Here is a 22,828-nt window from a genome sequence, read left to right as displayed (position 1 = left end):
CATATCCCCGCGCCAGTCCGCCCCATGACGGAGCACGACACATGGCCGACATCCCCGCACGCACCGAAATCGGCGTCACCACCGGGCCCATTCGCGGCAGCCGCAAGATCTACGTCGGCCCGCACAAGGTCGCGATGCGCGAGATCGACCTGGAGCCGACCTCCGGCGAACCCTCCGTCCGTGTCTACGACACCTCCGGCCCCTACACCGATCCCGCCGCCCGCATCGACATCCACGCCGGCCTCCCCGCGCTCCGCCGGGACTGGATTCTCGCCCGCGGCGACGTGGAGGCCTACGACGCCCGCGAAATCCGCCCGGAAGACAACGGCCAGCTCGGCCCGGACCGCTCCGGCGGCGTGCAGCCCTTCCCCAATGTCGTGAAGCGTCCCCTGCGCGCAAAGCCCGGCATGAACGTCAGCCAGATGCACTATGCCCGCCGCGGCATCATCACGCCCGAGATGGAGTATGTCGCGGTACGCGAGAACCTCGGCCGCGCGCGCCTTAAAGAATACGTCCGCGACGGTCAGGACTTCGGCGCCGCCATCCCCGATTACGTCACGCCCGAGTTCGTGCGCGACGAGGTGGCGCGCGGCCGCGCCATCATCCCGAACAACATCAACCACCCGGAATCAGAGCCGATGGCCATCGGCCGCAACTTCCTGGTGAAGATCAACGCCAACATCGGCAACTCGGCCGTCGCCAGCAACGTCGCGAGCGAGGTCGACAAGATGGTGTGGGCCATCCGCTGGGGCGCGGACACGGTGATGGACCTTTCGACGGGCCGCAACATTCACGACACGCGCGAATGGATCCTGCGCAACAGCCCCGTCCCCATCGGCACCGTGCCGATCTATCAGGCGCTCGAAAAGGTCGGCGGCATCGCCGAAGACCTGACGTGGGAGATCTTCCGCGACACGCTGATCGAGCAGGCCGAGCAGGGCGTCGACTATTTCACCATCCACGCGGGCGTGCGCCTGCCCTACGTCCCCCTCGCGGCAAAGCGCATGACCGGCATCGTGTCGCGCGGCGGCAGCATCATGGCGAAATGGTGCCTCGCGCATCACAAGGAGTCGTTCCTCTACGAACGCTTCGACGAGATTACCGAGATCATGAAGGCCTATGACGTCGCCTACTCCCTCGGCGACGGCCTCCGCCCCGGCAGCATCTACGACGCGAACGACGAGGCGCAGTTTGCCGAGCTCTACACGCTCGGCGAGCTCACCAAGCGCGCCTGGGCGCAGGATGTGCAGGTGATGATCGAAGGGCCGGGCCACGTGCCGATGCACAAGATCAAGGAGAATATGGAAAAGCAGCTCGAAGCCTGCGGCGAAGCGCCCTTCTATACCTTGGGGCCGCTCACCACAGACATCGCGCCCGGCTACGACCATATCACCAGCGGCATCGGCGCCGCGCAGATCGGCTGGTACGGCACCGCGATGCTTTGCTACGTCACGCCAAAGGAGCATCTCGGCCTCCCCGACCGCGACGACGTGAAGGTCGGCGTCGTCACCTACAAGCTCGCCGCCCACGCCGCCGACCTTGCGAAAGGCCACCCCGCCGCGCAGGTCCGCGACGACGCGCTCAGCAAAGCCCGCTTCGAATTCCGCTGGCGCGACCAGTTCAACCTGTCGCTCGATCCCGATACGGCCGAGCAATACCACGACCAGACGCTACCCGCGGAAGGCGCCAAGTCAGCGCATTTCTGCAGCATGTGCGGCCCGAAATTCTGCTCGATGAAGATCAGCCAGGAAGTCCGCGACTTCGCCGCAAAGCAGAACCAGAGCGCGGATACGTTCATCGCGGCCGAGGACGCGGCGAAAGGGATGGCGGAGATGAGTGAGAAGTTTAAAGAGAAGGGTGGAGAGATTTATTTGCCGACGAGGGAGTAATGGCAGAGCTTGATGAAAATGGAAGGAAATTGCTGCGTCTGTTAGTTGATTTACTGCCAGACGCGAACCCCGATCGTCCCGATAGGATGATTGGTTACAAAGGGACGCACGAACGTTTGGGCCTCCAAAATCTCCGCGGAGACTGGGGAGATAGCTTAAAAATCCAAGGATTAAACAACTTAGCTGAATGGACAAAATCAGCCAAAAAGCCCGCTATAACCGGCATTATCGTTAATCAGAACGACAATTCTCCTGGCAAAGGCTATTTCTCCTTATTTGGTCGCCCTGATGCTGACTGGCCATGGTGGCGAGAGCAGGTCCTATCGTCCAAAAAATATGACTGGACTCCATTTCTTTCCGATCATCAAACTCCTGTCGAAATTGAGGATCCTGCTCATCGTTTATTTGGCCTGATACTTAACGAGTACAAAGCTGCAACCAAGCAGCCTTTCGCAACACACAGTATTGCGGACATGGTTAGAACCGAGCTTCCTCAAGCTATCTCAAATTGGCTTCACGACTCAGAGCGTTACCTTGTTCGGGGGAGTTCGGGCCAAGGCACGTGGGCGAACGTCCCGTGGGTAGCTGTTATGGACCGCCTAATTACGGAGACCGTTCAGGGAGGCTATTACTTGGTTTATCTTTTTCGAGCCGACCTTGAAGGCGTATACTTGTCGCTGAATCAAGGCGTGACTACGATTAAGGAGCAGTATGGTTCTGGATCAACACAAGCGCTAAAGGCCCGAGCGCAAGATTTTTTATCCCGCCTAGGGAATTTAGTCGGCAGCCTTGCGACCGGTCCTATCGATCTCGGTGAAGCACGACAGTCATCTCTAGGCTCTCTCTATGAAGCCGGCTCAGTTTGTTCAATATTTTACCCAACGAAAGAGCTACCGGCCGCAGAGGTGCTTCGGGACGATTTTGGTAGGTTTGCTCGCCTTTACCTTGAGCTTTCTGCACGCGACGATCGCCTTTTCTCATCGGCAGACGCGGAAGATGATGAACAAGAATCCGACGCAGAAGATGCCCGCACTTTACGCGAGCATAAACGAATAGAGCGCAACCGACGGCTAGCTAAGAAAGCTAAGACGATCCACGGTTACGCCTGTAAAGCATGCGGTTTTGATTTTGCAAAAAAGTATGGAAAAATTGGAGAAGGCTTCATCGAAGCTCATCACTTGCTTCCTTTAGCAAAATTAAAAGGACAGAAGGTGCCTCTAAACGCAAAAAAAGATTTTACTGTTCTTTGCTCAAATTGTCACCGCATGATTCATAAAACAGAAATGGTCGGGGATGTTGTTAATTTTCGCATTAATCACCTCTCACAGACCGAAAAACCCGAATAAAATAAACAAAATTTTCAAATCTAAAACCCGTTCGGCAAACTACTACATCAGAAGATGATCGGAAAATTTGAATCTGTCGCTTTCAACGGACGTACCGCCGAGTAGATCAGGCTGTGCCGTCTCAGCGAGCATCTTGCCGCGCCAGTCGGCGAGCGCGGCGTTCTCCGCATCGATCTTTTCGGAGGCCGTAGCATAGGAATTTCCGGGCATCGTTTCATCCCTTTTTCGCCGGCGTACGCACCCCAATGCTTGCCGCACAGTAATGGCGGAGTATAGCATCCACGACGTGTAAAAGGCGGGGGAGTCCATCGTATATGAGTTCTGTGTTCGCGGTGCTGCTGGCCGCGTCCGTCCTCCAGCCTGCGACAGTCAGTGAGGATACCGCAGCACCGGCGACGGCAACTTCGGCCGCGCAGAGCGCGCCGGACACCGAGCTGACCGATGAAGACCGCCAGGATGCCGCGCGCGATCTGAAGGACAGCCGCTTTTACAACAAGCCGGGCGCGACGCGCGCGGAGTATGAGCGGGACTGGAACGAATGCCGCCTGATCGCGCGCGGATCGCGCACGCCGGGCGGCGTTGTGGTCGTCCCCTACAATTCCGCCATCATCTCCCCCGCCGTCGCTGCCGGCGCGGGGGCGCTCGGCGGCCTTCTGGGCGGCGCGATCGCGGAAGGATCACAGCGGCGGCAGAACCGGCAGACATGCCTTCTGGTACGCGGCTGGGCGCTGGTGGACGTGGACGACGCCACCAAGAAGCGGATCGCAGCCATGACCGATGCGGAGCGTAACGCGTTTTTCGAAGATGTCGTAGGGTCGACACGACCGGGAATGCGCAAGATCCGTTGGAACAATGAATTCGCGGCGCCGCGCGTCGCGCCGGTGGATTGAAGCCATGACCGCAAGATACGCACTCCTCGCCGCGCTGATGCTGGCGCCGCTCGCCGCGCCCGCCAAGGCGCAGCTTCGCGCCGACAAGCCCGCCGACCTCACGCAGCCGGTAACACTGCAGCCGGGGCAAGGCGCGATCGTTGTCGGCTTCCGTAGGCCGGACAAGCCGAGCGCGGGCAAATCCGCGAAGGTGGATTTCCGGCGCTATGATTCCGCCGCGCAGGACATCGTGCTGCCGCCCAAGGACGCAAAGGAAACCGGCGACACGACCACCTATCACGTGCGTGTGAAGAGCGCGCAGAAGCAGTTGCCGCTCGAACATGTCGTGACCGTGGTTTCCGAAGGCGAGTATGTGCTTTTCGGCGCGTCGGCAGGCCCCGCGGAGATTGCCAACACCTTCTGCTTCGGCGCGCCGGTGTTTCGCGTGAAGGCCGGAGAGGTCGTGTATTTCGGCGACATGACGCCCTATGTTTTCGTGAAGCTGAAGGATGGCAGCCGCGCGATGATGGCCGTCGCCTATTCGTCGTTTCCCGAAGATGCGCGCAAGGCGCTGGAAGGACGCCCCGAACTCGCCCAGGCATTTCAGGCGGCGGAAAACCGCAATGACGCAACGTATCGCTGCGCGGGAACGCAGATGCTCGCCTATCAGATCCCTGCCGAATACATGCCAGCGCCCCCGGCACCTCCGGAGCCGGAGCCGGAACCGGAAGATGCCGCAGCCGAACCGGCGGCGGTCAGCGAAAGCGAGTAGCACGGCCGTCCGCGCCCCTTCCCCTCCCCGCGATCACGCTTTCCCGCCCGTGGCGGATGCGCGCACGCGGGTGCTGGTACTCGGCAGCCTGCCGGGGCGGGCCTCGCTCGCGGCGCAGGAATATTACGCGGGTCCGGGGAACGGCTTCTGGCGACTGATGGGCGCGGTGACGGGTGTGGACCTTCCCGCGCTGCCCTATGCGGCGCGGCTGGAGGCGCTGCTCGCGCGCGGCGTGGGCCTGTGGGACGTGATCGCCCATGCCGAGCGCGCGGGGAGCCTCGACAGCGCCATTCGCTCACCCGCGGCGCGCGACCTCGCCGCGATGGCGGATACGCTTCCGGCGCTGGAGGCCATCGCCTTCAACGGACGTACCGCCGAGCGGATCGGGCTGCGCCAGCTTGGCGGGAATGCGGCGCGCTGGCGCATTCTCACGCTTCTTTCCAGTAGCGGCGCCTGCGCCGTGCCCGCCGATGTGAAGCGGGAGAACTGGATGCGGCTTCGTGCGTTTACCTTGTGAGCGTTGATGGGGCTTGCAAGATGTTCCGCGTTTGTTCTATATGAACGAACAGGGAACGAAAGAGGCGTGCACATGCAGAACGTCGTTTTCCATCGCTACTTCCTCGCGCTGCGTCCACCGTCGCTGCTGGCGACCACGCTCGGCATGATGGGCTGCGTCTATCACCTCGCCGGATCGCGGCTTCCCGCCGACCGGCTGCACATCACGCTCGCGATGCTCGGCGGCACGTATGAGGCGCCGCAGCCGCGCCTTGTGGAGCGTGTGGGCGAGGCACTGCACGACATCACCCTCCCCGCTCAGCGCCCGGTGTTCGATCAGCTTGTGCGCGCGAACGACCGCGCGCTCCTCACGGCGTCAGAGCCGCTGACCTTCATCGAGAGCTTCCGGCATGAACTCGTGGAGCGCCTTTCGAGTGCAGGCATCTCGGCGGATGTCCCCGCCTCACCCCCGCACATGACACTTGCGCACGGCCACCAGTGGCGCACGGGGACGGAAAGCATCGATCCGATCAGCTGGCGCGCGGACGAGCTGGTGCTGATCGAAAGCCACGTCGGCGCGGGTCGTCACATGACGCGCGGATCGTGGGCGCTCGGCGAGGTTACGGAGAAGGTGCAGTTGCCGCTGCCGCTCGCCCTTCCCGAAAAGATGGCTGCGTAGCTCATGAGCGGGGGGAAGATACGCGTCGGGATCGGCGGCTGGACCTACGAACCCTGGCGCGGCACCTTCTACCCGCAAGGGCTCGCGCAGGCGCGGGAGCTTGAATATGCCGCCGCGCGGCTCGGCGCGATCGAGATCAACGGCACCTTTTACAGCAGCTTCAAGCCCGCGAGCTTCGCCAAGTGGGCGGAGGCCGCGCCCGAGGGGTTCGTGTTCACTGTGAAGGCCTCCCGCTTCACCACAGTCCGCAAGAAACTCGCGGACGGCGCGGAGTCGATCGCGAAGTTTCTGGGGCAAGGCCTTGAGGCACTGGAAGACAAGCTCGGCCCCATCCTCTGGCAGTTCCCGCACACCAAGGCGTTCGACGCGGAGGATTTCGCGGGGTTCCTGAAACTGCTCCCCTCGAAGATCGGTAGCCGCCCTCTCCGCCACGCGCTGGAGGTTCGGCACGCGACGTTCGAGGATGCCGCCTTCGTGAAGCTCACGAAGGATGCGGGCGCGGCGATCGTCTATGCCGACAAGCCCGGCTATCCGACCATCGATGAAGCGACCGCCGATTTCGCCTATGCCCGCCTCCAGCGTGCCGAGGAGGATGTACCGACGGGTTACACGCCCGCCGCCCTGGACGATTGGGCCGCAAAGGCGCACGACTGGGCCAAGGGCGGCCGCGACACATTCGTCTTCATGATCAACGGCGCCAAGGTCCGCGCGCCGGCGGCGGCGCAGGCGCTTATGGAGAAACTTTAGCGCTTCCTCACGAACTCCGCGCGGAGCACGAGGCCCTTGATGCCGTCGAAGCGGCAATCGATTTCCTGCGGGTCGCCGGTAAGGCGGATAGATTTGATCACCGTGCCGACCTTCAGCGTCTGCCCCGCGCCCTTCACCTTCAGATCCTTGATGAGCGTGACGCTGTCACCGTCCGCCAGCAGATTCCCCGCCGCGTCGCGCACTTCCACCACAGACCGCGCAGCCGCCTCAGCGGCGCTGATCCACTCCCCGGTGTCTTCGTCATATACATACTCGTCGTCGGCCATCGCCCGCTCCTGCTGCTAAGCCGGACCCATAAGGCCCGGACAAGCGAGGATGCAAGCAGCGCAGCTCAGACCGGGGAGAGTTTCTTGGTCTCGGCGAAGACCAGTCTCCCGATCTCCCGCCGAACGTCATCGGCCGTGTGCCTACCCATGACTTCAATGTAGCGGACACCGGCCTTGCGCAATGCTTCCTTCTTCACGGCATCACGAATGGCGGCGGCGTTCTGATAGTGGCCGCTACCCTGATATTCGATCGCGGCAAGCGGCTCTCCCGATTGCGAGATCACCAGCAAGTCGACACGCTTTGAATTGATGGCCGCGAAAGCACGCGGGTTTTCCGAACGCAGGATTTCACCAAGGCTGACCTGCGCCATGACCCGCCACTTGAGGCCGCTTTCAGCGACCGCGCGCTCCGCCGCGTAAAGGACACGCACTTCCTGCTTGTTGAGTAGGGTTCGCTTTTTAAACTCCGCAGCCGTAACGACGCGAAGCTGCTCTGCGGGATCCGCTATGCTGATCGGCGGCATCCCGGGCACTTGCCCCGGTTTACCGTACCATGGTTTTCGTCGGCGTTGCCCGCGCGCGGTTTTCGAAAACGCGCGTTCGAGCCCAATCCCTGCGGCAACACCCACAAGAACAAGCACGAACACAAGTGTGTCGAGCGAACCAAACGTGGTGAGAGCGTCAATCATCGCATAAATGTTGCATGCACATCTTGCTTATTGCTTACTTCAGATAAATCCGCTCAATCTGTCTGAAATTCGGAAATGGGAGGATGGCAATGACGTACGTCGATGGTTTCGTGCTCGCGGTGCCGCAGGATCGCATGGAGGATTACCGCAAACTCGCAGAGCTGGCGGGCACGGTGTGGATGGATCACGGCGCTCTGTCCTATGTCGAATGCGTCGCCGACGATGTGCCGTACGGCGAGTTGACGTCGTTTCCGCGCGCGGTGCAGGCGAAGGACGGCGAAGTCGTGGTGTTTTCGTGGATCACCTACCCGTCACGCGAGGCGCGGGATGCGATCAACGCCAAGGTCATGGCCGACGAACGCATGACGCACGACCACGAGAAGGCCCCGTTCGACGGAAAGCGCCTGATCTACGGTGGCTTCAAGACGTTCCTGAACTTCTGAAGCCTACTTCGTGCCCTTGGCCTTCCCGCCTGCGTGCGCGGCGTGCCACGATTTCACGGCGGCCAACGTGCCGGTGATATGGCCCTTGGGCGCCATTTCCGAATGCACGAAGATGATCTTGCCATCGGGCGCGATCACATAGGACGTGCGGTTCGAACGGCTGGGCATCATCGCCAGCGGCACGTCGTATTTGTCGATGAGCGCCTTGTCCGCGACACCGACCGCGAACTTGTTGCGGCATTCCTTCACCGAGAATTCGTTGAGCTTTTCGATCGGATCGTTGGACATGCCGATCACCGTGGCGCCCATTTTCGCGAAATCGTCCGTCGCTTCGGCAAAGGCATTGGCCTCGACCGTGCAGCCGGGTGTGAAGGCGGCGGGGAAGAAATAGAGCACGACCGGCCCCTTTTTCAGCGCCGAAGCGAGCGCAAAATCGAAAGGCTTGCCCGCGAGCGACGCCTTGGTCGTGAACACCGGAGCCGTTGCCCCCACGGCGAGCGCGGCGAGCGCGGGACTGGCGAGGGCGATGGTGGCGGCCATGGTGGCGGCGGCAAGGCTGAACAGACGCATCGGGCAATCCTCCTAGGGGGAACTTTGACGCGCAGGCTAGGCCCAAATCACCCGGGCTCCAAGGCGCTTTTCGGTGCGCCGTGCGTTCATTCGGCATGAGACTGAAATATGGAGGCGCAGGATGTTCGTGGCGGCCTATTGGTGGAAAGTGAAACCCGGCAAGGAAGCGCAGTTCCGTGCGGCGTGGCGACGCGGCACCGAACTCATCCGCGAACACTACGGCAGCCTCGGTTCGCGGCTGCACCGGGATTCGGAAGGCCGCTTCATCGGCGTGGCGGAGTGGCCTGACGAAGCAACCTGGCGCCGGGCCTATGACGCCAAGATGACGTACGACGACCCTGAAACGCGCGCAGCCTTCGTGGATGCGATCGAGGATGCAGCGGATGATCCGCTGCTGCTGATGGAGGTGACTGACGATCTGCTCGAGCGCGCGGATGACAAGCCCGGTCGATCACTGCCATAATGGCGCAAGAGTTCTGAACGGGAGGGAAAGAGAAATGCGGACGCTGGTGATCCTGCTCGCCGGGTTTGTGGCCGTGGCCTGCGACAATGCGGCCCCGGCGGATCAGCCCAAGGTGGATGCCACGGACCCAAACAGCGTGGATGCGGCAGCAGGCGGCACGACGCCGGAAGCCGACGTCGAAACCGCTTCGCCGGCGCCGGCAGGCACCGACGCACCCGGAGCCGATCTGGCCGCATACGCTGGCAAATACCCGTTCGACAAGGTGAACGACCTTGCCTTCTTCGATCATCCCACGGTGAAGGCCGCGGTTACCGAAGCCATTCCAGACAAGACGGTCCTGGCCTGGGTGATGGGCGAAAAAGGCGGACCTTCTGCCCCGATCGAGATGAAAAACGGCAAGGTCATGTCATGGGCGTGCGAGCAGCACAATTGCGGCGACCACCAGTGGACCGTGCTGATCGATTCCGCCGGAACGAACGCCGAGGTCTGCTACCAGGATGCCGCCGCCCTGGCCGGCAAGACGCGCTGGTACCGTGCAGGCGCCGCGCCCGAGACGCGCGAGGGCACTTGTCAGCTCTGATCACGCAGGTTTGGCAACGCCCCTGACGATCAGGGCGCCGATGACCGGCGCGATCACACTTGCAATCTGCATCCAGAGCGGCACGCCCGGAATCGTGAAGCCGTTGTAGAGACACGCGGCGACGATCAACCCGGCGACCACCCAGACGGCGGGCACCCAGCGCGCGATCCGTACGGCGATGAAGCCGCCGATCAGCGTGGCGAGGAGCCAGCCCAGCGCCATGACGACTTTCGACGTGGTCGGCACTGCCGCGAAGCCTTGCGCGGGCATTGCCGCTGCATCAGGCGTCAGCATCCTGCTGACGTAATCCATCACACTGACGACCAGCATGGCGACAATAACGCCTGCGACCGTGCCCAATATCCTTCGCGCCATCGGATTGCCCTCCCACCGCAGGGGGAGAATAGCGCAATTCGGCGCGCGCGTCAGCGTTTCAGAACATAATAGAGGACATAGAGCCACGAGAAGAAGCCGTGAACGATCGCCCAGAGGATGGATTTGTGGAGGCTCCAGGAGATCGTGATCGCGAGCGCCGTGCCAAAGCCGATGCCTGCCTTTGCGGTTGAAATCGTGACCGAACGCGTGTCCGCCATTGCTCGTCTCCACTGACCGTATTGCGAGGGCGAGGAATAGCGGCTGTCGACGTTCTTTACACCCTTGAAAGCAGGCCGTCCGGCTCGCCGCCGGAATGCGCCGTTTGCATCATCTGGCATGGTCCGTGCTTCGTCTCCTCCGACCCTGGGGCCACCCTCGGCGGCATTCGGAACTGCGGCATACGACAACGAGAACAACGACCATCTCACCCGCTCCGCCCGGCGATCACCCGCCGATGTGCCGACCGCGAACAGAACGGTGCTTGAAAAACGGGTCACGCTGCCAAAACGGGCGGCCTCGGCATATTGCCGGGGCCGCCCTATAATCCCCTCAAAGCCCAGGGATCGGACTGGCAACGAATGTGCCGGTGGTGCATTATGGCTGCGGGCGCCCATCCCCCAAGACCCTGAAGGCGCCCTCAGCCTTAGGGAGCCCGCGCCATGACGACCGACCGTTTGCCCGAAGATCGCAATTGGGTGGCCTCGACGGGCCTGTCTCGCCGCGGCGTACTCGTTGGCGGCACGTTCGCCGCAGGGTTTGCCGCCGCCGTGCAGCCTGTCGCCGCCAGCACGCTCAAGACCGATCTCAAGGGTCTCGACGAGCGGATGCTCTCGATCTCCGTGCAGCAGGGCCAGATGCCCGCCTACCGCGTGAAACCCGCAGGTAGCGGCCGCGCGCCGGTGATCCTGGTGGTGCACGAGATTTTCGGCGTCCACGAATGGATCAAGGACATCTGCCGCCGTCTCGCGCACGCAGGCTATTATGCGATCGCTCCCGATCTCTACGCCCGCTGGGGCGATGCGACGAAGGAGTCGGACATCCAGACACTGATCTCGGGCATCGTTTCGAAGGTGCCCGACGCGATCGTGATGGACGATCTCGATCGGGCTGCTGCGTTCGCGGCGGCGGACGGCGGCGATTCGTCGAAGCTCGGCATCACCGGCTTCTGCTGGGGCGGACGCATCACGTGGCTCTACGCCGCCCATAGCCCACGCGTGGATGCGGGCGTCGCATGGTACGGGCGGCTGACCGGCGAGAACAAGCCGCCGATCATAACCAGCCAGCCCATCGAGATCGCCGCGCGGTTAAAAGCGCCCGTACTCGGGCTTTACGGCGGCAAGGACAAAGGCATCCCGGTTGCCGACGTGGACGCAATGAAGGCCGCCCTCGAAAAGGCGAAATCGCGCTCGAAGATCATCCTCTATCCCGAAGCCGACCATGGCTTCCTTGCCGACTATCGCCCCAGCTACAACGAAACAGCGGCGAAGGCGGCGTGGGGCGAAGCGCTCGACTGGTTCAAGACGCGGCTGAAATAGCTCAGCCGCCGATGTCGCGCCCGCCCGTTTCGGGAAGGTAGAAGTACGTTACAAGCATCGCGACGGTAACGATGACGAACGTGTACCACAGGCCGCCGAACACCGCGCCCGTGGACACGACAATATATTGCGAGACGAGCGGCAACAGGCCGCCGAAGACGCCCGTGCCGATGTGGTACGGCACCGACATCGACGTGTAGCGGATACGCGCGGGGAACAACTCGACGAGCATCGCGGCAGCGGGGCCGTAGGTCATGCCGGTGAGTAGCGTCATCACGGACGCGGCGAGGATGACGAGCCATCCCTGCCGTTCACCGCTGTCCGAGCTTTCAGGATAGCCCGCCGCGCCGAGCGCAGTACGGAACACTTCGGGCTGAAACCCCTGAATGCGCGCATCGGCGACCAGGACTTCGACCTCCGCCACATCGGCGGGCATGCGCGTGTAGTTGAGGCCGTTCGCCGCGAACCATTCGAGCGTTTCGGCGCAGGTCCCCTGCTGGCCATCCGCGAAAGGATCGTAGCGGCAGCCTTCGGGCGTGACGATGGTGACCGGGTGCGCGGTCATCGCGCGTTCCAGCGCCGGGTTCGCCGCCGCAGAGATCAACCAGTAAAGCGGGAACAGCAGCACGAGCGTGAGCGCGAAACCGGTGAGGATCACGGGCTTGCGTCCGATCTTGTCGGAGAGCCAGCCAAAGAAGATGAAGCTCGGCGCGCCCACGACGACGGCCGCGCCGACGAGCAGCCGGGCATCGGGCTCGGCGACTCTTGCTGCGCCCTGCAGGAAATAGAGCGTGTAGAACTGCGCATTGTACCAGATCACCGTGAAACCCGCGGCAATGCAGAGCGCGATGAGTATGCGGCCGACATTTCCCCGCTCCCGGAAGCTCTCCACGAATGGATTGGCCGCGGTTGTTCCCGCTGCTTTCATCGCGCGAAACACCGGGCTCTCGTTCAGCTTCATGCGAATCCAGATCGAGATTGCGAGCAGGATCAGCGAGGCGAGGAACGGGATGCGCCAGCCCCACGCCTCGAACGCCTCCTTGCCGATAATCGTGGTCGTGGAGACGACGACGATGATCGAGAGCAGGAAACCGCAGACCACGGCGATCTGAATCCAGCTCGTGTAGAAGCCGCGCCGGTGCGCGGGTGCGTGCTCGGCGACGTAAACCGCAGCGCCGCCATATTCGCCGCCAAGCGCGAGGCCCTGCGCAAAGCGAAGCCCGATGAGGATGAGCGGCGCGGCGACGCCGATCTGCGCGTAGGTCGGCAGCAGGCCGATCGCGGCGGTGGCTAGGCCCATGACGGTGATCGTCACGAGGAACGTATATTTCCGGCCAACCTTGTCGCCGAGATAGCCGAACAGGATCGCGCCGAGCGGGCGGACGAGGAAGCCGACGGCAAAGGTCGCGAGGCTGAGCAGGAAGGCGAGCGTTTCGCTTTCCACCTGGAAGAACTTGCGCCCGAGCAGCGCCGCGAGCGTGCCGTAGATGAAAAAATCATACCATTCGAAAATGGTGCCGAGCGACGAGGCGAGGATCACCAGTCGGTCGCGCTTGACGTCGAATTCCTGCTCCACGCTCTCGGCCGTCACGACGCTCCCCCCAAATGTTTTGCTCAGGCTCGCAGCGTCTCGTCAAAACGGAAGGGTTCGCCGATGGCGGTGCCGATGAGGCCCGCGTCCCACATCACGCGGCGGCCGCGGATGATCGTGCCGACGGGGCGGCCCGTGAGCGTCATGCCTTCGAACGGCGACCAGCCGCACTTCGATTGCAGCCAGTCGTTCTCGATCGTCCAGCGCGACTTGAGATCGACGATGCTGAAATCGGCGTCGAAGCCCGGCGCGATACGGCCCTTGGCGGTAAGGCCGAACAAACGAACGGCCCCGGCTGACGTGAGATCGACGACGCGCTCCAGCGTCACGCGCCCCGCCGCCAGATGATCGAGCAGCAGCGGTAGCAGCGTCTGCACGCCGGGCATGCCGCTGGGGCTCGCCGGATAGGGCTTCGCCTTCTCTTCCTTCGTGTGCGGCGCGTGGTCGGAGCCCCAGACATCGGGCACGCCCTGGCGGAGCCAGTGCCAGAGGCCGTCGCGATGCGCGCCGGAGCGGATCGGCGGGTTCATCTGCGCGTAGGTGCCGAGGCGCGGATAGGCCTCCTCCCCCGCCAGGGTCAGGTGCTGCGGCGTCACCTCGCAGCTCGCGATGTCCTTGTGCTGCGCAAGCAGTTCCAGCTCTGCGGGCGTGGTGACGTGGAGCACATGGATGCGCCGTTTCGCCTCGCGCGCGAGTCCGAGTACGCGGCGCGTGGCAAGGATCGCCGACTCGTCGTCACGCCAGACCGAATGGCTGGAGGGGTCACCCTCGACACGCAGATCCTTGCGTGCCTGCATCCGAGGCTCGTCCTCGGCATGGATCGCGACACGGCGGCGGCCTGAGCGCAGTACCCGGAGAAGCGTCGCGTCATCCTCCACCAGCAGGCTGCCGGTCGACGCGCCCATGAACACCTTCACGCCGCAGGCACCCGGCAGCATTTCCAGCTCGCGGAGGTTTTCCGCGTTCGCATCAGTCGCGCCCACGTAGAAAGCGTGTTCGCACCACATGCGGCCCTTGGCGCGCTCCAGCTTGTGGGCGAGCGCTTCGGCGCTGTCGGTATTGGGATTGGTGTTCGGCATTTCGAACACCCCCGTCACCCCGCCCATCACGGCGGCACGGCTTCCCGATTCGAGGTCTTCCTTGTGTTCGAGACCGGGCTCGCGAAAGTGGACCTGCGTATCGATGACACCGGGCAGCACGGTGAGGCCGGTGCAGTCGATCACTTCGCCCGCATCGGCGAACGATCCGAGCGCGGCAATGCTGCGTCCGCGCACCCCAACATCGGTCTGAACAAGGCCCGCAGGCGTGAAGACATGGCCGCCCTTCAGGACGAGATCAAAGCTCTGGGTCATGACTGCGATGCTATACCCCCTTGCACGTCGCGTACCAGTCCCTAGCTTCGACTCCATGATTGCATATCTTGATGATCGCACCGTGCTCGTGGTGTCCGGCGAGGACGTGCGGGGTTTCCTGAACGGGCTTGTCACCAACGACGTTTCGGAAAAGACGCTGACGCACGAGACGCCGGTATGGGCCGGGCTGCTTTCGGCGCAGGGCAAGTATCTCGCCGACATGATCCTCTACGACGGCGGCGAGGCGGGCATCTTCATTGATGTCCACAAGAGCCGCGCCGACGACCTCGCGAAGAGGCTGAGGATGTACCGCCTGCGCCGCGCTATCGACATCGCGCCCTCCGGGCTGCGCGTCTTCGCGGGGTGGAAGGAGCGCACGCTTTCCCGGCCCAGCGACCCCCGCCTCCCAGCACTCGGTCAGCGCTGGCTCGCGGCGGGCGGTTCGGTGGATGCGGACGCGGCGGCATGGCACGCTTGGCGCATCGGCCTCGGCGTGCCCGATACGCCCGACTTCGAAATCGACAAGACAATGTGGCTGGAAACGAACGCTGCCGAGCTGAACGGTGTCAGCTTCTCCAAGGGCTGTTACGTCGGGCAGGAAAACACCGCGCGGATGAACTGGCGCGCGAAGGTGAACAAGCGCTTCGTGCCGGTAATGCTCGCGGACCCGGTAGGCGAGGAACGCACGATCATGGCCGGAGACCGCGAGGCCGGCACGCTGCGCAGCTTTGAAGGCGCGCACGGCATCGCTTATCTTCGCATGGAATATGCAGATGCACTGCTGACGCTCGGCGGCCACCCGGTCAGCGTGGAATGGCCGGAATGGCTGCCGCGCCGTGCAGAGGGGGAGGACTGAGCGTGACGAAGAAGAAACCGAAGCGGATGCGCGATGATCGCAAGCTTCTGTTCGTCCTCGGCGTCTGCGGCGTGCTGCTGGCGGCGATGTTCGTGCTGATGTCGAGCTGAGGGTGCTCTAGCCCAACCGCGCCAGCGCAGCCCTGAGCCGCTCCGCTTCGGCGGACTTCTCCGCGTGATCGGCGCGTGCCTTTTCGACCGCTTCCGGCTTTGCCTTGTCGACGAACGCCGGGTTGCCGAGACGGCCCGCGAGGCTGTCGCGCTCCTTCTCTGCCGCCGCGGCGTTCTTTTCGAGGCGGATGCGCTCTGCGGCGAGATCGATGACGCCTTCGAGCGGAAGCACATAGGTCGCCTCGTCGACAACGATCTGGGCCGCGCCACCTGCGGGGGCCGGATCGGTCGAGATGGTCTCGATGCGCGCCAGCCGTTCGATCATCGCGCGGTTGTTATCAAGCCGCGCCGCTGTGCCCGGTGAACAATCGCGGACGTGGAGCGGCAGTTTCGTACCAGGCGGCACGCCCAGCTCGGTGCGGCTGGAGCGAATTTCGGAGACGAGCCGGATCAGCCAGTCGATCTCCGCCGAAGCACTGGCATCGACCGCGCCGACATCCGCCCACTTCGCGGTGATGAGATCGTGCCCGCCCCGGTCGCCGAGCGCGTGCCAAAGCTCTTCCGTCACGAACGGCATCACCGGGTGGAGCATGACCAGAATCTGGTCGAGCGCCCAGCCCGCGACGGTGCGCGTCTCGTCCGCCCCTGCCCCGCCCTCTGAGAGCACGGGCTTGATGAGTTCGAGATACCAGTCGCAGAAGCGGCTCCACGTGAACTGGTATATTGCGTCCGCATATGCATCGAAGCGAAGCTCCGCCATCGCGATTTCGAGCGCCTGCGCGGTCGCGGCGACCTCGGCGATGATCCAGCGGTTGACGGCAAGCGAGGCTGCGGGCGCGGCGATGGTACGCGAGGCTTCGATGCCGTTCGACTGGCAGAAACGCGCGGCGTTCCACAGCTTGGTCGCGAAGTTGCGGTAGCCCTCGACCCGGCGCTCGTCCATCTTCACGTCGCGGCCCTGGCTCTCCATCGCCGCCATGAAGAAGCGCAGCGCATCGGCGCCATATTTGTCGATCAGCCCGAGCGGATCGACGACATTGCCCTTCGACTTGGACATCTTCTGGCCGTCCGCCGCGCGCACCAGCCCGTGCAGATAGAGCCGCTTCCACGGCACATCGCCCAAGAAGTGCATCCCCTGCATCGCCATGCGCGCATCCCAGAAGAACAGGATGTCGAAGCCCGAGATGCAGAGATCGTTCGGATAGTGCTTCTTCAGAAGCGGCGCGTCGGCGTTAGGCCAGCCCAGCGTGGCGAAGGGCCAAAGCGCGGAGGAGAACCACGTGTCGAGGACGTCTTCGTCGCGGGTGAGCTTCCGGTTGCCCGCGAGCGCCTGCGCTTCATCTTCAGTTTCCGCGACAAAGACGTTTCCGTCCTCGTCGAACCAAGCCGGAATCCGGTGGCCCCACCAGAGCTGGCGGGAGACACACCACGGCTGGATGTTTTCCATCCAGTTGAAGAAGGTCTTTTCCCACGTCTTGGGGACGATCTCGATGGCGCCGCTGCGGACCGCTTCAATGGGCTTTTTCGCAAGCTCCTCGGCGTTCACATACCACTGGTCGGTGAGCCAAGGCTCGATGACCACGCCGCCGCGATCGCCGAAAGGCGTCTGGATCGTGCGCGGTTCGGCGTCGTGCTGCGTTTCCTCGCCGTCCTTGTCCTTCGAGACGTGCGGGATCAGGAAGCCCTGTTCCTTCAGCCGCTCGACGACCAGCTTTCGGGCATCGAACCGGTCGAGGCCAAGAAACTCCGCCGGAATCAGCCCGTCCGCCGTCTGCACGACCTTCGCTTCGGCGTCGAACATGTTGAGCATGTCCGCCGGCTTGATGCCGGCGCGCTTGCCGACCTCGAAGTCGTTGAAGTCGTGGCCCGGCGTGATCTTCACCGCGCCCGAGCCGAGCTCGGGGTCGGCGTGCTCGTCGGCGACCACTTTGAAGCGGCGACCGGTGATCGGCTGCACGATGTCCTTGCCGATCACGCTCTTGTAGCGTTCGTCTTCCGGATGCACGGCAACCGCCATGTCGGCGAGCATGGTTTCGGGGCGCGTGGTGGCGACCTCGATGTAGACGCGGCCGTCGGCGAGCGTCGCGCCGTCAGCGAGCGGATATTTGAAGCGCCAGAAGTGGCCCTTGACCTCGCGCGTTTCGACCTCGAGGTCCGAAATGGCGGTTTTGAGCTTCGGATCCCAGTTCACCAGCCTTTTGTCGCGGTAGATGAGGCCCTGATTATAGAGGTCGACGAACACCTTCACGACCGCGCGCGTGAAGTGCGGGTCCATCGTGAACTGCTCACGGCTCCAATCCATCGAGCAGCCGAGGCGGCGCAGCTGGCGCGTGATCTGGCCGCCGCTTTCGGCCTTCCAGTCCCACACCTTCGCGATGAAATCCTCGCGGCTGTAGTTGGTGCGCTTGTCCTGCTTTTCTTCAAGCTGGCGCTCGACCACCATCTGCGTGGCGATGCCGGCGTGATCGGTGCCGACCACCCAGAGCGCATCCTTGCCGCGCAGGCGTTCGTAGCGGATCACGATATCCTGCAGCGTGTTGTCGAGCGCGTGGCCGATGTGGAGGCTGCCCGTGACATTGGGCGGCGGGTTTACGATCGTGAACGGCGCCGCATCCGGGCGCTCGGGACGGAATTTCCCGTTCTCTTCCCAGTATTTGTACCAGCGGGCCTCGATTTCGCCCGGCGCGAAGGTCTTTTCGATCGTCATGCGCGCTCTTTGCCAGCGATGCTGCGATGCGGCAAGCGGGCGGTGCGCTTACTTGCGCGTGATGCGGGCGATCTCGCGGGCGACCATCTGCTCGACGATCTCCGGCAGATTGGCGTCGAGCCAGGATTTCAGCATGGGCTGCAGCATTTCCCGGACGAGGCCTTCGAGCGTTTCCGGCCCCGCCCCGTCGCCGCGCAGGCGCAGGGAGGACAGGGCGGAGAAACTCTCGGACGCTTTCGCCATGATATCATCGGAAACCGCGGATTGCGCTTCTTCCGAAAGCTCCAGCACTGCGGAAGGCTCCGCCTCGAACCGCGCACCGGTGTCGTCCAGCGGTTCATCCTCGTCGTCGAAGTCGGGCTCGGGCTCGGGCGCGCGGACGCGCTCGCTGTCATCCTCCGCAATGATGCGGCGGATAGATGCGAGGATTTCCTCCATCGTAGGTTCGGGCTTGCCTGCCATAGGTGCGATTTAGCGCCAATCGCCGGGCGTTGTCACGCGGCTACTGCTGGACGCTCGGCGGAACCGGCGGCCCCATCGTGTCCGGCGCCTTCACCTGCGTCGTCACGGGCTGCCTGTCGCCGGGCGCCCAGTCCACCCAGTGCCGCTTCGCCTGCGCAGTATACGCCTCTGGGCGATAGACTTCGACCGGCAGATCGAGGTCGTCCGCCTCGGCGCGGCCTACCGTCGCAAGCAGCGCATAGGCCGCCACGAACGCATCGCGTTCGGCGCGCACGAGGGTGACGCGCGCGTCGAGCAGCTCCTGCTCGGCATTCAGCACATCGAGGATATCGCGCGAGCCGACCTCATTCTCGGCGCGCGTGCCTTCAAGCGCGAGTTCGTTGGCGCTGACCTGAATCTTGGCCGATTCGATCGTCGAGCGGGCACTTTGCAGGTTTTCCCAAGCTTGCCGCGCGCTTTCGATCGTGTTGCGCTCAGTGGCGAACGTGCCCTGCTCGGCCTGCGAAAAGCGCGCCTCGGCCTCCCGGATGCGCGAGCCCTGCACGCCCGCCTGGAAGATCGGCAGCGTCAGCGTCGCGCCGATGTTCTGCGTATAATCGATACCGCTGGTGCGGACGCCCGCGCCCGCTGCGGAAAGACCGCGAAAGTTGGTGTAACCGACACCGAACGTCGCATCGAGGCTCGGCAGGCGCGCACCTTTCTGTACGCGAACGTCCTGACGCGCGGCTTCCTGCTCGGACTTCGCGGCGAGCATGAACGGGCTGTCGGCAAGCGCGAGGTCGATCGCCTGCTGCTGCGTGCCGGGGATGAGCGGCGGCAGCTGCGGCTGCTCGAGGTTTTCTGGCGCGTGGCCGACCACGCGCTCATAGGTCGCGCGCGCATTCGCAAGGTTGCCGAGCGCGGCGATATTCTGGCTGCGCGCCAGCGCGAGGCGCGCATCGCTCTGCGCAACGTCCGTCCGGGTCAGGTCGCCGACTTCGAAACGGTCGTTCGACGCCTGCAACTGGCGTTCAAGCACGCGCACCTGGTTCGAGGTGAGGTCTACCTCGGCCTGCAGGCGCAGCACATCCATATAGGCGACGACCGTATCGAAGATCGTCTGGTTCTCGGTCGCCCGAAGCTGTTCGCGGCCCGCGACTTCGCGGCTCTTGGCGGCCTTGAGACCAGCCTGCAGACGGCCGCCGCGATAGACGGGCTGCGAGAGCTGCACGCCGACCGTGACAAGACGGCTCATGTCGTTGAAGCGGCCCGGTCCGGTGGTTTCCTGATTGAGCGCGGCCTGCGCGCCCAGCGTGGGACGAAACTCACCGAGCTGCTGAACGACACCTTCGGACACTGCCTGCTGGCCCGCGCGGGCGCCTGCAAGCACGGGGTTGTTGGCATAAGCGGCGGCCATCGCATCGCGGAGGCTTTCCGCCGCCGCCGGCGTTGCCACAAGCGCGGCGAGCGCCGCGCCTCCCATCAGACCGAAAAACCTGCCACCCATTCGCCCGCTCCTAGAACTCGAAGACCCGCGGCCGCTCGAAACCTTTCAGCCGCGGCGCGCCTGCCTCAAGCAGACGCGTCCAACCGACATGCCCGCCCGCAACAAGGCCGACCGCAACACTCGGCGCCGCGCCACGCTCCGCGAGCACCGCCGCGATACGCCCGCCATCGCGGACCTGAGCGACAAGCGCCTCGGGCACAGCCTCGACCTCGCCTTCGATCAGAAGCACATCATACGGCGCACCCTCGGCGCAGCCCTCGGCAAGCGGCCCTTCGACGGCGCTGACGTTGGACACGCCGGTCTTGGAGATCGCGGACGACGCGCGGCGCACCAGCGTCGGATCGTCCTCCAGAAGCGTGACATGCGCGCACAGCCGCGCGAGGATCGAGGCGGAATAGCCCGTGCTGCCGCCCACGATGAGCGCGCGCTCCGTCGGCGCCACTTCAAGCGCGGACATCAGCAGGCAGCCGACGAGCGGCGCGGGGATCGCGCGGCCCGGGACGACCTCAAGCGCCTCGTCCAGATAGGCGAGCGAGGAAAGTTCGGCGGGAACATACATCTCACGCGGCACATATTTGATGGCGGCGATGAGATTGGGCTCGACGATGCCGTTCGGACGCAGCTGGCTGTCGATCATCGCGCTGCGCATCTTCCTGAAGTCCGGCAATTTCACGGGCTTCGCGTCCTCCTGAACCTGTTCCTGGTGTTATATACGAATAACACACTAAATTTGCAAGCCGCCGGCCCCGGGGACGCGGCGCGGTCGCATCCGGCTTTAGGAGTTTCGCGCGACGACGCCAAGGCGGAAAGTCAGCGCCTGTCCATTCCTGTACGCCTTCTGTCGAAAGGCAACACCCAAGCGGCGTTTACAGGGGCATTTACACCGGCACCGACGATGGTCTAGAGAGCGCGCCTCCCGCATCGAGGCCCGATGGCGGAGTGGTTACGCAGAGGACTGCAAATCCTTGCACGCCGGTTCGATTCCGGCTCGGGCCTCCAACGGTTCGTCGGCCGAAGTCTGCTGACGATTGAAAAATCTCTAAATTTCTGCTAGTTATGAGGCATTCACCGATTATCAGTGACCGCCCTCGTCTGCCTGTGATTGCGGCTGTTGGGGGCCTTTTTTGGGGCAGATATCGCCCCGCGACGAGCGAGGCCCCCAAAATGGCGCTGACCGACACCGCGATCCGGAATGCCAAACCGAGGGAAAGGCCATACAAGGTCACCGACGCCTTGGGGCTGTACCTTTTGGTCAATCCGCACGGCAGCAAGCTCTGGCGGCTCAAGTACCGGATCGATGGCGTGGAGCGGAAACTGGCGCTTGGCTCCTACCCCGAGCTAAGCCTCGCCGAAGCCCGCGCCGCGCGCGATGCAGCGCGCAAACAGTTGGCGCATTCGGTCGACCCCAACTTTGCGAAACGGCAGGCCCGAATCGAGGCGGGCGTGCGGGCGCGGAACAGTTTCGCGCATGTGGCTGAGGACCTCATCGAGAAGAAGGCGCGCGAGGGTATGGCGGCGCCGACCCTCAAGAAGATGCGCTGGTTCGTGAAACTGATGGGCCCGGACTTTGGCAAGCGCCCGATCACGGAGATCACTCCGCACGAGATATTGCATGAGCTGAGAAAGCACGAGCGCCGGGGACGGCTCGATACGGCCAATCTGCTGCGGGCGTTTGTCAGCCGGGTATTCCGTTATGGGGTCGCCACCGCACGTGCCGACCGCGATCCGGCCCACCTTTTGATCGGGGCGCTCACGAGTCCGAAGGTGAAGCACTTCCCCGCGATCACCGATCCGGTCATATTTGGCGGTCTGCTACGGGCGATCGATGGTTATCAGGGCGACCCGGCGGTGCTTTATGCGCTGAAGCTCACACCCCACCTTTTTCAGCGCCCAGGTGAGATGCGCCAGATGGAATGGAGCGAGATCGATTTCGACAAGGCCATCTGGACCCTTCCCGAAGGCAAAATGAAGATGCGCCAGCCGCATGTGGTGCCGCTGTCACGGCAGGCGCTCGACCTTCTTTCCGAGATGCAGGCGTTGTCGGGGTCCGGTCGATATGTCTTTCCGTCGGTTCGGACGCGCATGAGGCCGCTCAGCGACAACACGATCAACGCCGCCCTGCGGCGCCTCGGCTATCCCAAGGATCAGATGACGGCGCACGGCTTTCGGACGTCCGCATCCTCGCTGCTGAATGAATCGGGATACTGGAACCCCGACGCGATCGAGCGGGCGCTCGCGCATACGGTCGGTGGTAGCATCCGCCGCATCTACAATCAGTCGGCCTATTGGTCCGAGCGCGTCGAGATGGCGCAGTGGTGGAGCGACTATCTTGACGATCTGCGCGAAGGAGGAACCCGATGCATATCGCCAAGGACTCAGCCCCGGCAGGGATACGGCATCGGGCGAGTGATGCCCACCGCAACCTTCCGCGCCTCGCCGCTCGCCTTTTATATACCAAGGACGAGGAGGAAATGGGGTTAGGCCACGCGCTGCAGGAGCGCCCCGCCCGCCTCGTTAGCGATACT

General features: G+C 63.6%; 25 protein-coding genes and 1 tRNA gene. 14 read left to right on the top strand and 12 right to left on the bottom strand.

Translation table 11 applies throughout. The annotated features are described in order from the left end of the window. Positions 1-41: 41 nt before the first annotated feature. A complete protein-coding gene (gene thiC / locus DFR51_RS06890; protein WP_121048382.1) occupies positions 42-1,889 on the top strand; it encodes a phosphomethylpyrimidine synthase ThiC in 1,848 nt (615 codons plus the stop codon). Further along, on the top strand, positions 1,889-3,235 hold the full coding sequence (locus DFR51_RS06885; protein ID WP_121048379.1) for an MrcB family domain-containing protein: 1,347 nt from the start codon (positions 1,889-1,891) through the stop codon (positions 3,233-3,235). The genes thiC and DFR51_RS06885 overlap by 1 nt, the downstream gene beginning before the upstream one ends. A gap of 42 nt (positions 3,236-3,277) precedes the next feature. Here DFR51_RS06885 and DFR51_RS18970 read toward each other — a convergent pair whose 3' ends face one another. Next, positions 3,278-3,445: a hypothetical protein gene (locus tag DFR51_RS18970; protein ID WP_160119205.1), complete on the bottom strand. Its 168-nt coding sequence runs from the start codon at positions 3,443-3,445 to the stop codon at positions 3,278-3,280. Between the two features lie 104 nt (positions 3,446-3,549). Between DFR51_RS18970 and DFR51_RS06880 the strand changes: the two genes are divergently transcribed. From DFR51_RS06880 to DFR51_RS06860, 5 genes are all read left to right on the top strand, one after another. Then, on the top strand, positions 3,550-4,125 hold the full coding sequence (locus DFR51_RS06880; RefSeq protein WP_121048376.1) for a hypothetical protein: 576 nt from the start codon (positions 3,550-3,552) through the stop codon (positions 4,123-4,125). Between the two features lie 4 nt (positions 4,126-4,129). Next, positions 4,130-4,876, top strand: a complete 747-nt coding sequence (locus DFR51_RS06875; RefSeq protein WP_126494754.1) for a hypothetical protein — start codon at positions 4,130-4,132, stop codon at positions 4,874-4,876. Positions 4,877-4,925: 49 nt separating this feature from the next. Beyond that, the gene (locus DFR51_RS06870) at positions 4,926-5,393 is read left to right on the top strand and encodes a DNA-deoxyinosine glycosylase (protein ID WP_243445406.1); all 468 of its coding nucleotides are present in this window, start codon (positions 4,926-4,928) and stop codon (positions 5,391-5,393) included. Between the two features lie 72 nt (positions 5,394-5,465). Further along, positions 5,466-6,050: a 2'-5' RNA ligase family protein gene (locus DFR51_RS06865; RefSeq protein WP_121048367.1), complete on the top strand. Its 585-nt coding sequence runs from the start codon at positions 5,466-5,468 to the stop codon at positions 6,048-6,050. A 3-nt stretch (positions 6,051-6,053) separates the two neighbouring features. Then, entirely contained in the window at positions 6,054-6,797 is a 744-nt protein-coding gene (locus tag DFR51_RS06860; protein ID WP_121048365.1) for a DUF72 domain-containing protein, read from the top strand. On the opposite strand, the gene DFR51_RS06855 is transcribed toward DFR51_RS06860, so the two are convergent. Together DFR51_RS06855 and DFR51_RS06850 are read right to left on the bottom strand one after the other, a co-directional pair. After that, the gene (locus DFR51_RS06855; RefSeq protein WP_121048361.1) at positions 6,794-7,084 is read right to left on the bottom strand and encodes an alkylphosphonate utilization protein; all 291 of its coding nucleotides are present in this window, start codon (positions 7,082-7,084) and stop codon (positions 6,794-6,796) included. The two genes, DFR51_RS06860 and DFR51_RS06855, sit on opposite strands and share 4 nt — an antisense overlap. A 65-nt stretch (positions 7,085-7,149) precedes the next feature. Further along, entirely contained in the window at positions 7,150-7,773 is a 624-nt protein-coding gene (locus DFR51_RS06850) for a DUF2726 domain-containing protein (RefSeq protein WP_121048357.1), read from the bottom strand. Positions 7,774-7,862: 89 nt separating this feature from the next. On the opposite strand from DFR51_RS06850, the gene DFR51_RS06845 reads away from it, so the two are divergent. Next, positions 7,863-8,216, top strand: a complete 354-nt coding sequence (locus DFR51_RS06845) for a DUF1428 domain-containing protein (protein WP_121049901.1) — start codon at positions 7,863-7,865, stop codon at positions 8,214-8,216. A 3-nt stretch (positions 8,217-8,219) separates the two neighbouring features. Here DFR51_RS06845 and DFR51_RS06840 read toward each other — a convergent pair whose 3' ends face one another. Next, a complete protein-coding gene (locus DFR51_RS06840; RefSeq protein ID WP_121048354.1) occupies positions 8,220-8,786 on the bottom strand; it encodes a peroxiredoxin in 567 nt (188 codons plus the stop codon). A gap of 121 nt (positions 8,787-8,907) precedes the next feature. Between DFR51_RS06840 and DFR51_RS06835 the strand changes: the two genes are divergently transcribed. Both DFR51_RS06835 and DFR51_RS06830 read left to right on the top strand, forming a co-directional pair. Beyond that, positions 8,908-9,249, top strand: coding sequence for an antibiotic biosynthesis monooxygenase family protein (locus tag DFR51_RS06835; protein ID WP_121048351.1), 342 nt, complete (start codon positions 8,908-8,910; stop codon positions 9,247-9,249). Between the two features lie 34 nt (positions 9,250-9,283). Continuing rightward, on the top strand, positions 9,284-9,829 hold the full coding sequence (locus DFR51_RS06830) for a hypothetical protein (RefSeq protein ID WP_121048348.1): 546 nt from the start codon (positions 9,284-9,286) through the stop codon (positions 9,827-9,829). Here the strand turns inward: DFR51_RS06830 and DFR51_RS06825 are convergent, their stop codons facing one another. Together DFR51_RS06825 and DFR51_RS18965 are read right to left on the bottom strand one after the other, a co-directional pair. After that, positions 9,830-10,204 (bottom strand): hypothetical protein, encoded by a 375-nt coding sequence (locus DFR51_RS06825; RefSeq protein ID WP_126494751.1) that lies wholly within the window; start codon positions 10,202-10,204, stop codon positions 9,830-9,832. A 50-nt stretch (positions 10,205-10,254) separates the two neighbouring features. Then, positions 10,255-10,422, bottom strand: coding sequence for a hypothetical protein (locus DFR51_RS18965; RefSeq protein WP_170151754.1), 168 nt, complete (start codon positions 10,420-10,422; stop codon positions 10,255-10,257). Between the two features lie 441 nt (positions 10,423-10,863). On the opposite strand from DFR51_RS18965, the gene DFR51_RS06820 reads away from it, so the two are divergent. Then, entirely contained in the window at positions 10,864-11,739 is an 876-nt protein-coding gene (locus DFR51_RS06820) for a dienelactone hydrolase family protein (protein WP_121048342.1), read from the top strand. Between the two features lies 1 nt (position 11,740). Here DFR51_RS06820 and DFR51_RS06815 read toward each other — a convergent pair whose 3' ends face one another. Together DFR51_RS06815 and DFR51_RS06810 are read right to left on the bottom strand one after the other, a co-directional pair. Further along, the gene (locus tag DFR51_RS06815; RefSeq protein ID WP_121048339.1) at positions 11,741-13,330 is read right to left on the bottom strand and encodes an MFS transporter; all 1,590 of its coding nucleotides are present in this window, start codon (positions 13,328-13,330) and stop codon (positions 11,741-11,743) included. Positions 13,331-13,353: 23 nt separating this feature from the next. Continuing rightward, a complete protein-coding gene (locus tag DFR51_RS06810; RefSeq protein WP_121048336.1) occupies positions 13,354-14,682 on the bottom strand; it encodes a dihydroorotase in 1,329 nt (442 codons plus the stop codon). A gap of 55 nt (positions 14,683-14,737) precedes the next feature. Here DFR51_RS06810 and ygfZ point away from each other — a divergent pair, with 55 nt between their 5' ends. Beyond that, on the top strand, positions 14,738-15,538 hold the full coding sequence (gene ygfZ / locus DFR51_RS06805; protein ID WP_160119204.1) for a CAF17-like 4Fe-4S cluster assembly/insertion protein YgfZ: 801 nt from the start codon (positions 14,738-14,740) through the stop codon (positions 15,536-15,538). Positions 15,539-15,655: 117 nt separating this feature from the next. On the opposite strand, the gene DFR51_RS06800 is transcribed toward ygfZ, so the two are convergent. From DFR51_RS06800 to DFR51_RS06785, 4 genes are read right to left on the bottom strand one after another with little or no spacing between them, the layout of a single operon-like run. Then, on the bottom strand, positions 15,656-18,355 hold the full coding sequence (locus DFR51_RS06800) for a valine--tRNA ligase (protein WP_121048330.1): 2,700 nt from the start codon (positions 18,353-18,355) through the stop codon (positions 15,656-15,658). Between the two features lie 48 nt (positions 18,356-18,403). Continuing rightward, on the bottom strand, positions 18,404-18,817 hold the full coding sequence (locus tag DFR51_RS06795; RefSeq protein ID WP_121048327.1) for a DUF2497 domain-containing protein: 414 nt from the start codon (positions 18,815-18,817) through the stop codon (positions 18,404-18,406). 40 nt (positions 18,818-18,857) lie between these two features. Then, positions 18,858-20,303, bottom strand: coding sequence for a TolC family outer membrane protein (locus tag DFR51_RS06790; RefSeq protein ID WP_121048324.1), 1,446 nt, complete (start codon positions 20,301-20,303; stop codon positions 18,858-18,860). A gap of 10 nt (positions 20,304-20,313) precedes the next feature. Next, positions 20,314-20,976: a protein-L-isoaspartate O-methyltransferase family protein gene (locus DFR51_RS06785; RefSeq protein ID WP_126494749.1), complete on the bottom strand. Its 663-nt coding sequence runs from the start codon at positions 20,974-20,976 to the stop codon at positions 20,314-20,316. A gap of 252 nt (positions 20,977-21,228) precedes the next feature. On the opposite strand from DFR51_RS06785, the gene DFR51_RS06780 reads away from it, so the two are divergent. Together DFR51_RS06780 and DFR51_RS06775 are read left to right on the top strand one after the other, a co-directional pair. Further along, positions 21,229-21,302: transfer RNA gene (locus DFR51_RS06780), tRNA-Cys, on the top strand. 165 nt (positions 21,303-21,467) lie between these two features. After that, positions 21,468-22,784 carry a tyrosine-type recombinase/integrase gene (locus DFR51_RS06775; protein WP_121048318.1) on the top strand — a complete coding sequence of 439 codons (1,317 nt, stop codon included), beginning with the start codon at positions 21,468-21,470 and terminating at the stop codon, positions 22,782-22,784. The last annotated feature ends 44 nt before the right edge of the window (positions 22,785-22,828 follow it).

It is taken from the genome of Sphingosinicella microcystinivorans (assembly GCF_003634215.1).
In the GTDB taxonomy this organism is placed as follows: Bacteria; Pseudomonadota; Alphaproteobacteria; order Sphingomonadales; family Sphingomonadaceae; genus Sphingosinicella; species Sphingosinicella microcystinivorans.
Note: the sequence above shows the minus strand (reverse complement) of the source record. Positions and strands in the feature narration are given on the sequence as shown.